Raw genomic sequence first — 14,329 nt, forward strand, 5'->3', positions numbered from 1 at the left:
AACCCTATCACCGGCTTAGTGGCTTGTTTCTTCCACATCGTGATGCTGCTATTTAATTGCGCAGCATTTCCATCTGCGCACTAAAGGCTAGCTGCGCCTGCCGGACCTGCCGTAAGTCGCTCTCAAGCGTGTTTAAGCGCTGGGTCCACTGCGCTTCCAGCGCTGTTAATTCAGCTTGGCTAGCAGGCTCTTCTTGAGTATTGAATTCAGCGACAGTAGAAGAGAGCTGCGTTAACTGCTGCTCGACATTTTCCCGCCAGATACTCAACTGCTCTTCAGTAGCGGTTCGGTCGCTGGCTACCTGGCGCTCCATGGTATCGAGCCGCTGGTTGATGACCCCCTCTAAATGAGTAACCTCCTCCACTAAATTTTGCCTACCAGAGGTACCCGCTTGCTCTAAGGCATCTAGCGATGTCCGAATAGCGGCTAGCTGGCTATCACGAAGGGCTGCTTGCTCCTGAAATTGCTCGAATCGTTGTGAAAATGTCTCAAGCGCCTCATTTGATACAAGCTCTTCATTTTCTGTGAGAAGCCCATAGAGCTCTTCACGCGTATTAGTCAATGCCACAGCCAGCTGCTCCTGCTCTTGGAACAGAGTGGACATCTGAGCTTGTACAAAGGTTATCGCATCTTTGACCTCTGTGTCATCGGAGTCGAGCCTTGCATGAAGATTAGACACCTCACCACTCACACGATGCACTTCTGCTAGCAACCTCTCTCTTTCGTACCAAACCCCTGCTGCTGCTGCGCCTAATAGCAACATCAACAGAATCAATACGAGCCAAAGCGGCCATAATCGCGGCCCCCTGCGATGGCGTAAGTGCTGTGCTGTCAGGCTTTGATCCACGTCGGGAACAATACGCTGAGATGAAGTGGCATCGGACATATGTTTTCCTTAGAGCGTCGTTGGATCGGCGCGTCGTCCAATTCCCCGATAATGTAAGCCGCAGCTGGCTACAAAAGCGGGGTCGTAGATATTGCGTCCATCCAATATTAGCTTTTCGCGTAGCAGTGAGGCTAAGCGGTGCCAGTCAGGATTCCAGTAGGCTTTCCATTCGGTCACTAGCATCAGGGCGTCTGCACCCTGGCAGGCAAGATAAGGATCATCCGCGAACGTCATTAAATCAGCCCGCTGCCCAACCGCCGAGTAGAGCGCTGGAATAGGCGCCGGGTCGTGTAGTTTGACCGTGACTCCCTGTGCCAAGAGCGCTTCAAGCAGCGTTAACACCGGTGCATGATCAATTCGGGCGGTGCCTGGTTTGAACGCGGCACCCCAGATCGCCACCGTTTTGCCTGCTAAATCTCCCTCAAAAAATCCCCACAACTTTCTGAACAGCGTCTCTTTTTTCTGCTCATTGATGTCCATCACCTGCTCAAGCAGCGCCGAGTAGCGACCACTGGATGACTGAACATCGGCTAAGCGCATCAAATCACGCGAGAAGTTAGGGCCACCAAAGCCACATCCTGGGTAAAGGTACTCAAACCCTATCCGCGTATCTGCGCCCATACCCTGGCGTACATGCTCAACGTCCACTCCTAACGTATCGGCAAGACCTGCAATTTCATTCATATAACTGATACGGGTAGCCAACATACCATTGATGGCCAGCTTGGTCAGTTCAGCGGCACGACAAGGCATGCATTGAAACACTTCGCTACGACGATTGAAGGCACGCAGTAGCTCTCTTGTCATTTGCTCACCCATGGCGTCATCGCACCCGAGCAGCCAGCGCACTGGACGAGTAAAAGAGAGCCAGGCTCGCCCTTCTTCCAGAGTGTCAGGCAGTGCCACACGGCTATGCTGGTGTCCCATTAGCGAATGCAAACGCTCGGTCTCGCCCACTGGGAATGTTGAATTATTGACCAGCACCGCGCCGCTGTACTCCTGAAACATTGGGTGTTGTAAAAGCGAATTGGCTGACTGACGCTCACTAGGAGAAAGCGCTAACCAAACAATATCAGGCGTTTCAGAGACGTCAGGAGTAGCAACGATGGTTAAGTTGCCTGCTGCCATGGCTTGCTCAATCTGTGCCATCAGCGATGGTTCTCGGCGTAGCCAGTCAGCATTGGCCAGCGTTGGCCACGGAACGCTCTCGTGGAGTAACCAGTCAACGTGATGACCTACCCAAGCAAGCGCCGCCACCGCAGTTGCGGCGCTTAATTCACTACCATGCAGCAATACACGCATTCAGATGCTCTCCCTGGCCAATAAGCGCCGATAAAATAAAGTGTTAGGCGTCATGCTGAGTTCCTTTCCATGCGTTTCGCGTCAGGAGTGGTTAGAATAACCATAATACTCAACGTTTGAGTGGATGCCACCTTGCCGCTAACCACCGCGAAATGGCAAACCATATTCATTTCACTCAAGACCAACTGCCGATGGGGGTTACACCATGCCAGTGACACTTCAGGATAGCACCACTCGCCGCTATCAAGACAACGTCGATGCCGCAGAAGTTGCGAAATTTGAAGCACTTGCCAGTCGCTGGTGGGATCCAGAGAGCGAATTTAAACCGCTTCACGATATTAACCCTCTGCGCTTGGACTTTATCGATGCTCGGGCTGGGCTGGCTGGTAAGAAAGTGCTGGATGTAGGTTGCGGTGGCGGTATTTTGAGCGAATCGATGGCCCATCGAGGAGCCAGCGTGACGGGCATTGACCTAGGGGAAGCACCGCTAGGGGTGGCGCGGCTTCACGCTGAAGAGAGTGGCGTTACGGTAGAGTACCGGCATATCAGCGTTGAAGGTTTAGCCGCTGAAGAGCCAGGGTACTACGATGTGGTGACCTGCATGGAGATGTTGGAGCATGTCCCCGACCCCGCCTCGGTTATCCGTGCCTGCAGTGTACTGGTTCGCCCCGGTGGCTATGTGTTTTTCTCAACGCTCAATCGCACGCCGAAGTCTTACGCCTTTGCCATCCTAGGGGCCGAATACGTGTTGAAGCTGCTGCCCCGTGGTACCCACGACTACGCCAAGTTTATTCGCCCTTCCGAAATGGCGAACTGGGCGCGTGCGGCATCTCTTGAGGTGCGTGAGCAAACGGGACTTACTTATAACCCTATTACACGGCACTATCGTCTGGTTCCTCATGATGTATCCGTCAATTACATGATGTACTGCCGCAAAGCGAGCGAGTAAATGTTGATGCCCTCCCCCCAGGCGATACTGTTTGATTTAGATGGCACATTGGTAGATACCGCCCCCGACTTGGCTGCTGCAACTAACGCGTTAAGAGCCCATCACGGCTTAGCGGCCCTGCCGTTCCAGGAAATACGTGGGCAAGTGTCTAATGGTGGCAGCGCCCTGGTCACGCTGGCGCTTGGCCTTGAAAGCGGTAGTGACGAGCATGATGAGGCAAGGCAGTTCTTGCTGGATGCTTACGAGCAAGCGGTGGCGGTCCATAGCAAGCTTTTCGAGCCGTTAAATGAGTGGCTAACGCAGTGGCACAGTGAAGAGCGACTTTGGGGAATTGTGACTAATAAACCGCGGCGCTATACCTTGCCGCTTTTGGAAGCGCTGGCGCTAACGCCAGGGGCGTTGCTCTGCGCTGATGACTTAAGTGTTAAAAAACCTGCGCCTGAGCCGCTTTGGGAAGCAGCAAAACGCCTCGGTGTTTCCCCCGAGGCGTGCTGGTATATCGGCGACCATGTTCGCGATATGCAAGCGGCTAAAGCAGCCGGTATGACGGCTGTCGCCGTGGGCTATGGCTATATCAGTGAAGAAGACGACTACCAGAGCTGGCCTGCCGACCTGTGGTTTACAACGTGTGATGAGCTGGTAGCCGCTCTTCATGACCACCGCACTGATTAGCCTTCGCCAGTGTGGAAACGTTAGACGCGTGGCGGCTGGGCATCAAACTTCTGGCCGCTAACGCCTTTACTATCAGGCCCCATCAACCATAGGTAAGTGGGCATAACCTCTTCAGGCGTACGCAGTGTAAACGGATCTTCACCTGGGTAAGCAGTGCGGCGCATTTGGGTACGCGTAGCGCCTGGATTCAGCGTATTCACCCGAACATTCGTCTGATTCTCTAATTCATCAGCCAGCACCTCCATAAATCCTTCTGTGGCGAATTTTGACACAGAATAGGCACCCCAATACGCTCGCCCTTTACGGCCAACGCTGGAGGAAGTGAAGATAACCGATGCATCATCAGACGCCTGGAGCAATGGCAGCAGCGCTTGAGTCATCCAGATGGGACCATTGATATTGACCTGCATTACCTGATCCCAAAGTTCGGGATTATACTGCTCGAACGGAGTAATGCGGCCAAGCAGCCCAGCGTTGTGCAATAACCCATCTAGACGGCCAAACTCTTTATCCAGCGTTTCTGCCATATCGTGAAAATCTTTGAGTGTCGCCCCTTCAAAATTGAGCGGAAAAATAGCCGGCTGTGGCCCGCCAGCCGCTTCAATTTCGTCATAAACGCGTTCAAGTTTAGCAATAGTGCGGCCTAGCAATATAACGGTAGCCCCATGACGGGCATAGGTTAATGCCGCCGCGCGGCCAATCCCATCTCCCGCACCGGTTACCAACACGACGCGATTTTCTAGCAGATTGGGCGCTGGTTGATAGTCGATTTTGCAGCTCATGAGGTTTCCTTGAAGCTAAAAAAGTAAACGGTATTAACCCGCCGACTGGCGTAAGAAGTCATTAGCCAACCCAGCGGCACTGCTTTGGGGGTAGTCATCCCGCACTTGTTCCAACAGCTCGCGGCTACGCTCTGCTTCGCCTTTACGCGCCTTAACCAAGCCGAGTTTGTAGAGTGCATCGGGTACTTTGGTACTACCGTTGTACTGCTCAATAACGCGCGTGAAGGCTTGATCAGCTGCATCTAACTCACCCTCTGCAGCATAAAGTTCGCCCAGCCAGTAATGGCCGTTCGCCGTCAAGCTACTTTCTGGGTGGTCGGCCACAAAGGACTCAAAGGCCGCAATAGCATCTTCAAACTGGCGCGCCTGAACGTGGGCAAATGCAGCTTGATAAGCCGCTTGTGCGTCTTCACTTACATTACGGGCGGAAGGCGCTTGCACAACCTGCTCAGCCGCTTCAGGCTCAACTTCAGGAGTCGCCTGCTCTATCTGGCTTGGTGCACTGCTGGTCATCAAGCGGTCTTCGATATCTAAATACTGCTGCTGTGTTTGATTGCGCAGTTGCTCCAGCTGGTGGCGTAACTCTTCAATTTGACCACGTAACTGCTGAATTTCTTGCTGGTGCCCCTGGACTTGGTTAAAGAGCACAAGGTTACCGCCTTAAGGCTCTTGTCGCTGAGTTTGCTGATAAAAGCTGTTCGACGAATCTGAAGAGAGGTCTTGAACGAGCGGCTGCTGAGCAAGAGCGGACACAGGCAGTAGTGATAAGGGCAATACGGACAGCGGGAGCACTAAGGCTCCCGCACCGCACAGCCTCTCAAAATTGCGTTTGAGACTGTGATTCATGATAGCTCCGAATGATGCTATTGGCGTGCCGAGGGCACGCCAATGCTATCAGTAGTTAAAGACGACGCGACGGTTTTGCGAGTAGGCGCTTTCGCTTTGGCCGCTCGCTTCCGGGCGCTCTTCACCGTAGCTAACCACGCTCATTTGTGAAGGTGATACGCCCTGAATATTCAGGAAACGCTGCACGGCTCCAGCACGACGCTCGCCCAGTGCCATGTTGTATTCACGGGTACCACGCTCATCGGTATGACCATGCAGAACAACGCGAGCATTCGGGTTAGCACGCAGGTAGCGTGCATGTGCCATTACGACAGACTCGTATTCGCTCTTAATGGTATCGCGATCGTAATCGAAGTAAATGGTACGTACTTCGGGGATACGGGAATCAGCCTGCTGCCCGGCGCCCGCTCCTGAACCTGACGTTGAGCCATACTGGCCACTGGTGCCAACACCAGACGTATTAGATCCCATACTGCTGCCATCCTGGCTTCCGTACGAGTCTCCGTCTTGGGTTCCGCCGGTGCTGGAACAGCCAGCGATAACTACGATAGATAACGCGACTGCCAATGAGCGAGCCAACGGCTTAAGTTGCATAATCAGACTCCTTGCCTGAAAACAGAAGTTAGTGCTGTTCATCTATTAATTTAAGAAAGGTGACCACGCGGGGTCACGTACATCACCTTGTGCTGCGGGCAACCTAAATGACGAGCGGCCATCGGCTGAAACGGCACTTAGTACTCCGCTACCACCCTGTTGGGTAGCGAAGATTACCATGGTCCCGTTCGGCGCAACACTAGGAGATTCATCTCTTGTTGATTCGCTTAATACCACTAAGCGGCCACCCTCAAGATCCTGCTTCGCCACTTGGAAACCGCGGCTGGAACGGTGAATCAAAAAGATTTCTTCACCGTCTGGCGAAAAGCGTGCACGGGCGTTGTAGTTGCCCGTAAAGGTCAGTCGGTTGGTCTCTCCACCGCCTAACGAGGTTTGATAAATCTGCGGGCCACCGCTGCGATCTGATGTAAAAATCAGGCTACGGCCATCAGGTGACCAAGCGGGTTCGGTATCGATGCTATTACTTTCAGTAATACGATCCAGCGAACGATTGGCCACATCCAGTACGTAAATTTCCGGCTGACCATCTTTGGATAACGACATGGCGATACGACGGCCATCTGGCGACCATGTTGGCGCACCATTGATACCATCAAATGAGGTGGCTTGAACGCGCTGACCTGTATTAACGTCTTGGATGTAGATAGACGCCTTGCCTGTTTCGAAAGAGACATACGCCAGCTTGCGGCCATCCGGCGACCAAGCGGGCGACATAATGGGCTGATCCGAGGTCAGCACCTGCTGGCTTCGACGGCCATCGGCATCAGCCACATACAGCCCAAACTGCATGTTATCGCCTAGGCCCTGAGCCGTAACGTAAGCAATGCGGGTTGAGAAAGCGCCGCGAATATCGGTAATCGCCTCGAAAATTTGGTCACTGATGTAGTGCGCCGCACCACGCAGGTCGTTACCACTGGCAGTCACGGTTTCACTGATCATCGGACGTTGGCCGCTAATATCGACCAGGTCGAACTGCAGCTCATAACCGTTGCCTGTCTGCTGCGCGCGCCCAACGACGAGATAACGCACGTCCAGCGATCTCCAGGTGCCAAACTCTACGTCAGACGCTTGGCTTGGACGGTCGAACATAGCACTACGCTCTAGCGGTGCGAAAAATCCGCTGCGTTCAAGGTCGTCTTGTACAATTTGCGCGACATCTTCAGGTAGGCCTTCGCTGCCTGCGAATGGCACGACCCCAATAGGCAACGCCTGATCGCTACCACGCGTTATCTCAATGGTTAAATTGGCGCTTGCTACGCTGCTGATTAGTAGCAGTACGCAAAAAAGCCACACTTTGCTTAACGTTTGCATCAGCGAACATCCCCCGGGGTAAATCGCAGATTAAATTGACGTAAAGTACGCTGCTGTTCCGCTGGCAAGTCACGTAACTCGCCAAACGGTGCTGCATGTTCCACCGCCTGCATAGCTGAGCGATCAAAAGCACTATCACCGCTGGATGAAGCGACAGAGGTCGCTAGTAGCTCACCCGATGGACCAAGCCTCACTTGTATCGTAGCACTCATTGCGTTGCTCGCTCCTGGAGGGATAACCCACGCTTGCTCTACAGCACGCCGGACAATGTTAATAAAGCTGTTTGCCGCCTGTTGGGCCTGCTGCGCATTAGCGGCCGCTTCTGCCTCGCCCGCTAACTGACGTTGCATGGCCGCTTCGGCTGCCTCAGCAGCACGACGCTCTTCTGCTTCACGCTGTTTCTGGGCTTCTGCTTCGCGAGCGCGCTGCTCCTCGGCTTCCCGTTGGCGACGAGCTTCTTCCTCCCGCTGGCGCTGTGCTTCGGCTTCACGCTCGCGTTGCGCTTCGGCTTCTTCACGGGCGCGTTGCTCTTCCGCTTCGCGCTGGCGTTGGGCCTCTTCTTCCCGGGCGCGTTGCTCTTCAGCCTCACGTTGGCGCTGAGCCTCTGCTTCCGCCCGTGCACGCTCTGCTTCCGCCTCCCGCTGGCGTTGTGCTTCGGCTTCTTCCCGAGCGCGCTGCTCTTCTGCTTCGCGTGCTGCCGCTTCGGCAGCCTGCTGTTCAGCTAAGCGCTCAGCCTCTTCCGCTCGGCGCTGGGCTTCTGCTTCTGCTTCGGCTTGCGCCTGCTCCAGCGCTCGGGCCTGCTCAGCTGCTTCTGCTTCTGCTTCTGCTTCTGCTGCGCTGCGCAGTCGCTTGTTGCTCGGACGAAGGCTCATCGCTGGGTGGCTCTGGTTCGGCTACGTCTGGCTCGGCAGCGTTATTCATCGCTTCCTGCTGCTCTGTCACTTGCTGCGCTTGATCAGTAAAGGTCTCGGTGCTGACAAACGTCGCCTGCACAATAGATGAAGAGTCTGGCTCGGCTGTCATGCTGGGTAATTTAACCAGGCTAAACACAATCACGAGCAAGTGCACAGCGACAGCCAAAATCGTTGGCCACGTATAGCCAACGTCCTGGGGGTCACGCGGTGGTTTTACAGCCATGTGCGACTCGCCCTTAACCATCTTGGGGCGGCTCTGAGAGCAGCCCTACGTTGGCGACACCCGAGCTCTGCATCGTGCTCATCAGCAGCACAATCTGGCCATAAGGCACATTGCGATCTCCTCGCACCATCACAGGCGTACCGGGACGACGCTGAAGAATAGCAGTCACTCGCTCCGACATTTGCTCCAGAGAAACCGCCGTCGAATCTTCTCCCAGAGTAATAAAGTAGCCGCCATCGCGATCTACCGAGATGATGATCGGGTCATTATCTTCCTGGGTTTCAATAGGCTCAGAGGTGACTTGAGGCAGATCTACTTGAACGCCTTGCGTCAGCATGGGAGCAGTAATCATAAAAATGACAAGCAGTACCAGCATCACGTCGATAAAAGGGACGACGTTGATCTCCCCCATCGGCTTGCTTTTGCCGCTACGATTGAACGGACCTTGCATGGCAGACTCCCTTACCTAGCGCTAGGTTTGCCGTCACGCCCTTGCAAGTTACGGTGCAAGATTGCGTGACACTCTTCAGCAAAGTCTTCGTATTTACCCAGTAAGCGAGAAGCGTTATTGAATAGACGGTTGTAGAAAATAACAGCGGGAATCGCTGCGAAAAGGCCCATTGCCGTGGCAATCAGCGCTTCTGCAATCCAGGGTGCAACGGTCGCTAGTGTGGCTTGCTGGGTCATGGAAAGCGATTGGAATGAGCCCATAATGCCCCATACCGTACCAAATAAGCCGATATAAGGACTGGCGGAGGCAACCGTTGCCAGAAAAACAAGATGTTGGGTCAGGCGGTCTTCTTCCCGCGACCAGGCGACTCGCATGCTGCGCTGAACACCTTCCAGTACCGTATCGGCACTGCGGGTTTTGGGCATCAGGCGGTTAAATTCCCGAAAACCTGCCTGGAAAATGTGCTCTGCTCCATGACGAGGATCATCAGCGGGAATTTCGCGGTAGAGCTCGTTTAGGTCAACACCTGACCAAAACGACTCTTCAAACTGGTTGTACTCTTGCTTGGCTCGGCGTAGCGCAATGCTGCGCTGAAAGATCACCACCCATGAGAGGATTGACCCCACCACTAGCAGCAGCATGACCAGCTGTACCACAATGCTGGCACTCATTATTAAGTGGGGAATGGACATGGTGTTATCGTTCACAGTTGCCCTCATCAATCAATTAATGTCGTTTTCGACTGGGGTGTGGTGTTAAGCGACAATGGCCACGCTTTTGGACGCAGTGTCGTAGCGTTTAAGCAGGCTATCTCGACTGTTGCGGAGCACAAGAGTTCCTCGTCGCGCCGAACCAGTTGTTCAAATGTCATCCGGCAACGACCTTTTTCCGCAATGTTGGCAGTTACCGTCAGTGCCTCATCCAATCGTGCGGGTTTGGCATAGTGGCAGGCCATGCGGTATACCACTAGCTGTGTACCTTCGTCTAGCAACGTTTGCTGATTAAGGCCTAATTCTCTTAGCCACTCGCTGCGCGCCCGTTCCATAAACTTCAGGTAGTTAACGTAGTAGACAATTCCACCGGCGTCAGTATCTTCCATGTATACACGCACTGGTATGCTAAATTCGCCCGTCATGGCCGACGTTCTCCCTCAACATCAATTGACTGTTCGTGGGGCGTCCTATCAAAGTGCAGCCAGGCTTGACGAGTCACCACACGGCCTCTTGGTGTACGCATCATTAGCCCCTGCTGAATCAGATAAGGTTCAATCACATCTTCGATGGTATCGCGCTCTTCACCGATGGCCGCAGAGAGTGAGTCAACGCCCACCGGGCCGCCATCGAATTTGTCGATCATCGCCAGCAGTAAACGGCGGTCCATGTGATCCAAACCGTGGTGATCGACATTTAGCATATTGAGCGCCGCATCCGCTAATGTCACATCCACAACGCCATCGCCCTTTATTTCGGCGTAGTCCCGCACCCTGCGCAAAAGTCGGTTAGCGATACGCGGCGTACCACGGGAGCGGCGTGCCACTTCAATGGCACCTTCATGGCTGGTTTCAACGCCTAATAGCCGTGCTGAGCGGGCGACAATCTCGGTAAGCTCTTCCAGGTTATAAAACTCAAGACGCTGAACGATACCAAAGCGGTCACGCAGCGGTGAGGTCAACAACCCCGCACGAGTGGTGGCGCCCACCAGCGTAAACCTGGGCAGGTCGAGTTTAATAGAGCGTGCGGCGGGCCCTTCGCCAATCATGATGTCGAGCTGAAAGTCCTCCAGAGCAGGGTAAAGGACTTCTTCCACCACGGGGGAAAGGCGATGAATTTCATCAATAAACAGTACATCACCCGGTTCAAGGTTGGTCAGCATAGCGGCGAGATCCCCCGCGCGCTCCAGCACCGGGCCAGAAGTAGATTTAAGCCCCACGCCCATTTCAGTGGCGATAATATTTGCCAGCGTGGTTTTTCCTAAGCCTGGCGGGCCAAACACCAGCGTGTGGTCCAAGCTCTCTTCGCGTAGCCTGGCTGCCCCAATAAAAATCTCAAGCTGTTCGCGAACCCGAGGCTGGCCAATATAGTCCTTGAGATGTTTCGGACGAATAGCATAGTCGATGCGCACTTCGCCCTGCTCTGGCTCAGCGGCAATTAATCGGTCGTGTTCTAACATAAAGACTCTTCTAGAGTGCTGACTAATGAGTACACACTATTGCACTCGTGCTGGTCTAACCGGACATGCGTTTGGTTAACGCGGCTTTGATCAAAGCTTCGGTAGTTTGATTGGGGTCGACGTCGGCTAACATTTTCGCCGCTTCTGTCAGCTTATAACCCAAGCTCACCAGGGCTGCTTCTGCATCTGCCAAATGATCTCTTGGAGCGGCTCGCCCGCTTGTCGCTTCAAGAGCCAGCGGCGCATCGTTGCCATGTTCCCACTCAGGAAAGCGGTCACGCATTTCGATGATAAGCCGCTCAGCCGTTTTCTTGCCAACGCCAGGTAGCTTGGTGAGCGCTTTGCTGTCGTCATCTCTGATACAGCGCCTAAAGGCATCTTCATCCATACCCGACAGGATCGCTAACGCAAGTTTCGGCCCTACACCATTCACTTTGATCAAGGCGCGAAACAGCGCACGCTCATGCTCTCGACCGAATCCATAGACCAAATGCGCATCGTCACGGATGGTGAGATGGGTATAGAGTGACACCTGCTCGCCGGGAGCGGGCAGCGCTACAAAGGTGTTCATGGAGGCTTCAAGCTCATAACCAACGCCATGCACATCTACCACCATCCAGGGCGGCTGTTTTTCCAACAACAGGCCGGTTAAACGTCCAATCATCATAAGCCTCGCAGCCAATCAAAACAGCAGCCACTATAAAGCCACTCTGTACAGATGACCAGTAATGCCTAGAGCCGCCATCGCCCTGATGAACGGCGCTTACTGCGTGAAGGAGTCGCCGCCACCAGGGCGTTGCCAGCAAAAGCGTGGGTCAGTGCAATGGCTAGTGCATCGGCGGCATCTGCCTGGGGTGTCGCCGACAGGCCGAGCAGCGTGGTGACCATATGCTGCACCTGGCTTTTATCAGCGCCGCCCTGTCCGGGTTACCGCTTGCTTAATCTGCCGAGCGGCATACTCCGCGATACTCAGCCCATGGTTAGCCAAGCAAACCAATGCTGCGCCGCGGGCTTGGCCTAGTTTGAGGGCCGAATCAGCATTTTTAGCCATAAAAACCCGCTCTACTGCAACAGCATCAGGGCGGTGCAGGCCAAACACTTCGCTAATACCGGCATATATTGGCGCCAAACGCTGCTCCAGTGCACCATCAGCCGTACGAATGCAGCCACTGGCCACATAGCGAGGCTTCACGCCTATTAGATCAATCACGCCGTAACCGGTGATACGTGAGCCTGGGTCAATGCCTAAAATTCTGACCGTGGTCGCCAGCTGTTTTTCGTCCATGGATTTTTCTCTTGGCACTGCCTAAAACAAAAACACCGACGCTAAGCGTCGGTGTTGTACTCGTCAAAACGTGAAGGCGGTCTTACTCGCCCGCTGCTTCCGCTTTGGCTTTTTGGCGTAAGCGAATGTTCAGCTCTTTGAGCTGATCAGCGCTGACTTCACCCGGTGCATCGGTCATCAAACAAGCAGCACTTTGGGTTTTCGGGAAGGCGATGACTTCACGAATGGTTTTCGCACCGGCCATGAGCATGACTAAGCGGTCCAGACCGAAGGCCAAGCCGCCATGGGGCGGTGCGCCGTACTGCAAGGCATCTAGCAGGAAGCCGAACTTCTCTTGCGCTTCCTCTTCGCCAATACCCAAAATTTCAAACACGGTGCTTTGCATGATTTGATTGTGAATACGGATAGAGCCGCCACCCAGTTCGGTACCGTTAAGCACCATGTCATAAGCGCGAGAAAGCGCTTTAGCCGGGTCTGCTTTCAGCTCTTCCGGCGAGCAGGAGGGCGCTGTAAACGGGTGGTGAAGCGGGCTTAGACGGCCATTGTCGTCGGCTTCGAACATGGGGAAGTCAACGACCCACAGCGGCGCCCAGGCTTGAGTGTAAAGGTTCAGGTCGGCACCCAGCTTGACACGCAGCGCGCCAATGGCTTCGTTGACGATACGCGCTTTATCCGCACCGAAGAAGATAATGTCACCATCTTCAGCGCCGACACGATCAAGCAGCTCTTCGACCACGTTCTCCATGAACTTAACGATCGGCGACTGCAGGCCATCTAGCCCTTTGGCACGCTCGTTCACTTTGATCCAGGCAAGGCCTTTAGCACCGTAGATACCTACGAACTTGGTGTATTCGTCGATCTCTTTACGGGAAAGCTTGGCACCACCCGGTACTTTAAGAGCCGCCACGCGGCCATCTTCTGCCTTGGCCGGCCCTGAGAACACATTGAAACTAACCTGCTGCATCAGGTCGTCAACGTCGGTGAGCTCCAGCGGAATACGCAGATCGGGTTTATCCGAACCAAAGCGATCCATGGCTTCTTGCCAATTCATTCGCGGGAATTCCTGCAGTTCGACGCTCAGCACTTCCTGGAACAGTTGACGAATCATGGCTTCGGTAATGCCCATGATGTCGTCTTCTTCCACGAAAGAGGCTTCGATATCGATCTGTGTGAATTCAGGCTGACGGTCAGCGCGCAGGTCTTCATCGCGGAAGCACTTTGCGATTTGGTAGTAGCGGTCAAAACCCGCCACCATCAGCAGCTGCTTAAACAGCTGGGGAGACTGTGGCAGTGCAAAGAAGCTGCCCGCGTGAGTACGGCTAGGCACGAGGTAGTCCCGGGCACCTTCAGGCGTGGCTCGTGTCAGCACAGGCGTTTCAATATCTAGAAAGCCTTGGTTTTCTAGGTAAGCACGTACGTTATGAGAAATACGCGAACGAAGCCGCAGTTTTTCGATCATATCCGGGCGGCGTAGATCAATATAGCGGTGTTTCAGACGCACTTCTTCACCGACTTTGCCATGCTCATCAAGCTGGAAAGGCGGTGTCGCTGCGCTATTCAGTACTTCAACTTCTTTGGCCAGCACTTCAATCATGCCGGTGGGCATGTTGGGGTTCTGGGTGCCTTCAGGACGCAGCCGAACACGACCAGTAATGCGCAGAACATATTCGCTGCGTGCACGGTCGGCATTAGCAAACGCCTCGGCGGTATCGGGGTCTACGACAAACTGAGCGATACCATCACGGTCACGCATGTCGAGAAAAATAACCCCACCGTGGTCACGACGGCGGTGAACCCAACCGCAAACGGTGACCGTTTGATCCACCAATGTTTCGTTAAGCTGGCCGCAATAATGGCTGCGCATGTCTAATCCTGTTCTGTTTCGTGGCAATTAAGTTGTCTTGAGCCTTTAAAGGCCCTGACA

The 14,329-nt window shown here is 54.1% G+C and carries 13 protein-coding genes and 3 pseudogenes; 2 read left to right on the forward strand and 14 right to left on the reverse strand.

Annotated features, from left to right (window positions below):
* Positions 1-52 precede the first annotated feature (52 nt).
* Together B4967_RS14160 and B4967_RS14165 are read right to left on the reverse strand one after the other, a co-directional pair.
* A complete protein-coding gene (locus B4967_RS14160) occupies positions 53-886 on the reverse strand; it encodes a hypothetical protein (protein WP_083025889.1) in 834 nt (277 codons plus the stop codon).
* Positions 887-895: 9 nt separating this feature from the next.
* On the reverse strand, positions 896-2,188 hold the full coding sequence (locus B4967_RS14165; RefSeq protein WP_083025891.1) for a nucleotide sugar dehydrogenase: 1,293 nt from the start codon (positions 2,186-2,188) through the stop codon (positions 896-898).
* A 205-nt stretch (positions 2,189-2,393) separates the two neighbouring features.
* Between B4967_RS14165 and ubiG the strand changes: the two genes are divergently transcribed.
* Together ubiG and B4967_RS14175 are read left to right on the forward strand one after the other, a co-directional pair.
* The gene (gene ubiG, locus B4967_RS14170; RefSeq protein ID WP_083025893.1) at positions 2,394-3,137 is read left to right on the forward strand and encodes a bifunctional 2-polyprenyl-6-hydroxyphenol methylase/3-demethylubiquinol 3-O-methyltransferase UbiG; all 744 of its coding nucleotides are present in this window, start codon (positions 2,394-2,396) and stop codon (positions 3,135-3,137) included.
* Positions 3,138-3,809 (forward strand): HAD-IA family hydrolase, encoded by a 672-nt coding sequence (locus tag B4967_RS14175; protein WP_083025896.1) that lies wholly within the window; start codon positions 3,138-3,140, stop codon positions 3,807-3,809.
* Positions 3,810-3,829: 20 nt separating this feature from the next.
* Here B4967_RS14175 and B4967_RS14180 read toward each other — a convergent pair whose 3' ends face one another.
* The 12 genes and pseudogenes from B4967_RS14180 to aspS form a co-directional block, all read right to left on the reverse strand.
* Positions 3,830-4,591, reverse strand: a complete 762-nt coding sequence (locus B4967_RS14180) for a YciK family oxidoreductase (protein ID WP_083025898.1) — start codon at positions 4,589-4,591, stop codon at positions 3,830-3,832.
* Between the two features lie 33 nt (positions 4,592-4,624).
* Positions 4,625-5,437 (reverse strand): annotated as a pseudogene (gene ybgF, locus B4967_RS14185) (tol-pal system protein YbgF).
* A gap of 48 nt (positions 5,438-5,485) precedes the next feature.
* Positions 5,486-6,031: a peptidoglycan-associated lipoprotein Pal gene (gene pal, locus B4967_RS14190; protein WP_083025899.1), complete on the reverse strand. Its 546-nt coding sequence runs from the start codon at positions 6,029-6,031 to the stop codon at positions 5,486-5,488.
* A gap of 45 nt (positions 6,032-6,076) precedes the next feature.
* Positions 6,077-7,363, reverse strand: a complete 1,287-nt coding sequence (gene tolB, locus B4967_RS14195) for a Tol-Pal system beta propeller repeat protein TolB (RefSeq protein ID WP_083025901.1) — start codon at positions 7,361-7,363, stop codon at positions 6,077-6,079.
* Positions 7,363-8,521: pseudogene (tolA, locus tag B4967_RS14200) on the reverse strand (cell envelope integrity protein TolA). The gene tolB and the pseudogene tolA overlap by 1 nt, the downstream one beginning before the upstream one ends.
* The gene (gene tolR / locus B4967_RS14205) at positions 8,514-8,951 is read right to left on the reverse strand and encodes a protein TolR (protein ID WP_083025903.1); all 438 of its coding nucleotides are present in this window, start codon (positions 8,949-8,951) and stop codon (positions 8,514-8,516) included. The pseudogene tolA and the gene tolR overlap by 8 nt, the downstream one beginning before the upstream one ends.
* An 11-nt stretch (positions 8,952-8,962) precedes the next feature.
* Positions 8,963-9,658, reverse strand: a complete 696-nt coding sequence (gene tolQ / locus B4967_RS14210) for a protein TolQ (protein WP_083025905.1) — start codon at positions 9,656-9,658, stop codon at positions 8,963-8,965.
* Between the two features lie 11 nt (positions 9,659-9,669).
* Positions 9,670-10,086 (reverse strand): tol-pal system-associated acyl-CoA thioesterase, encoded by a 417-nt coding sequence (ybgC, locus tag B4967_RS14215; RefSeq protein WP_083025907.1) that lies wholly within the window; start codon positions 10,084-10,086, stop codon positions 9,670-9,672.
* Positions 10,083-11,120, reverse strand: coding sequence for a Holliday junction branch migration DNA helicase RuvB (gene ruvB, locus B4967_RS14220; RefSeq protein ID WP_083025909.1), 1,038 nt, complete (start codon positions 11,118-11,120; stop codon positions 10,083-10,085). Before ruvB ends, ybgC begins: the two co-directional genes overlap by 4 nt.
* A 55-nt stretch (positions 11,121-11,175) precedes the next feature.
* The gene (ruvA, locus tag B4967_RS14225) at positions 11,176-11,784 is read right to left on the reverse strand and encodes a Holliday junction branch migration protein RuvA (protein WP_083025985.1); all 609 of its coding nucleotides are present in this window, start codon (positions 11,782-11,784) and stop codon (positions 11,176-11,178) included.
* 68 nt (positions 11,785-11,852) lie between these two features.
* Positions 11,853-12,405: pseudogene (ruvC, locus tag B4967_RS14230) on the reverse strand (crossover junction endodeoxyribonuclease RuvC).
* 82 nt (positions 12,406-12,487) lie between these two features.
* Positions 12,488-14,269, reverse strand: coding sequence for an aspartate--tRNA ligase (aspS, locus tag B4967_RS14235; protein WP_083025911.1), 1,782 nt, complete (start codon positions 14,267-14,269; stop codon positions 12,488-12,490).
* Between the last annotated feature and the right edge of the window lie 60 nt (positions 14,270-14,329).

This window comes from Vreelandella lionensis (assembly GCF_002087295.1).
Classification (GTDB): Bacteria; Pseudomonadota; Gammaproteobacteria; order Pseudomonadales; family Halomonadaceae; genus Vreelandella; species Vreelandella lionensis.

Coding starts and splice junctions, on each gene's coding strand:
- B4967_RS14160 (WP_083025889.1), bottom strand. CDS start 886: ATGTCCGATGCCACTTCATCTCAGCGTATTGTTCCCGACGTGGATCAA.
- B4967_RS14175 (WP_083025896.1), top strand. CDS start 3,138: ATGTTGATGCCCTCCCCCCAGGCGATACTGTTTGATTTAGATGGCACA.
- ybgC (WP_083025907.1), bottom strand. CDS start 10,086: ATGACGGGCGAATTTAGCATACCAGTGCGTGTATACATGGAAGATACT.
- aspS (WP_083025911.1), bottom strand. CDS start 14,269: ATGCGCAGCCATTATTGCGGCCAGCTTAACGAAACATTGGTGGATCAA.
- ruvA (WP_083025985.1), bottom strand. CDS start 11,784: ATGATTGGACGTTTAACCGGCCTGTTGTTGGAAAAACAGCCGCCCTGG.
- tolB (WP_083025901.1), bottom strand. CDS start 7,363: ATGCAAACGTTAAGCAAAGTGTGGCTTTTTTGCGTACTGCTACTAATC.
- B4967_RS14180 (WP_083025898.1), bottom strand. CDS start 4,591: ATGAGCTGCAAAATCGACTATCAACCAGCGCCCAATCTGCTAGAAAAT.
- B4967_RS14165 (WP_083025891.1), bottom strand. CDS start 2,188: ATGCGTGTATTGCTGCATGGTAGTGAATTAAGCGCCGCAACTGCGGTG.
- ubiG (WP_083025893.1), top strand. CDS start 2,394: ATGCCAGTGACACTTCAGGATAGCACCACTCGCCGCTATCAAGACAAC.
- tolR (WP_083025903.1), bottom strand. CDS start 8,951: ATGCAAGGTCCGTTCAATCGTAGCGGCAAAAGCAAGCCGATGGGGGAG.
- pal (WP_083025899.1), bottom strand. CDS start 6,031: ATGCAACTTAAGCCGTTGGCTCGCTCATTGGCAGTCGCGTTATCTATC.
- ruvB (WP_083025909.1), bottom strand. CDS start 11,120: ATGTTAGAACACGACCGATTAATTGCCGCTGAGCCAGAGCAGGGCGAA.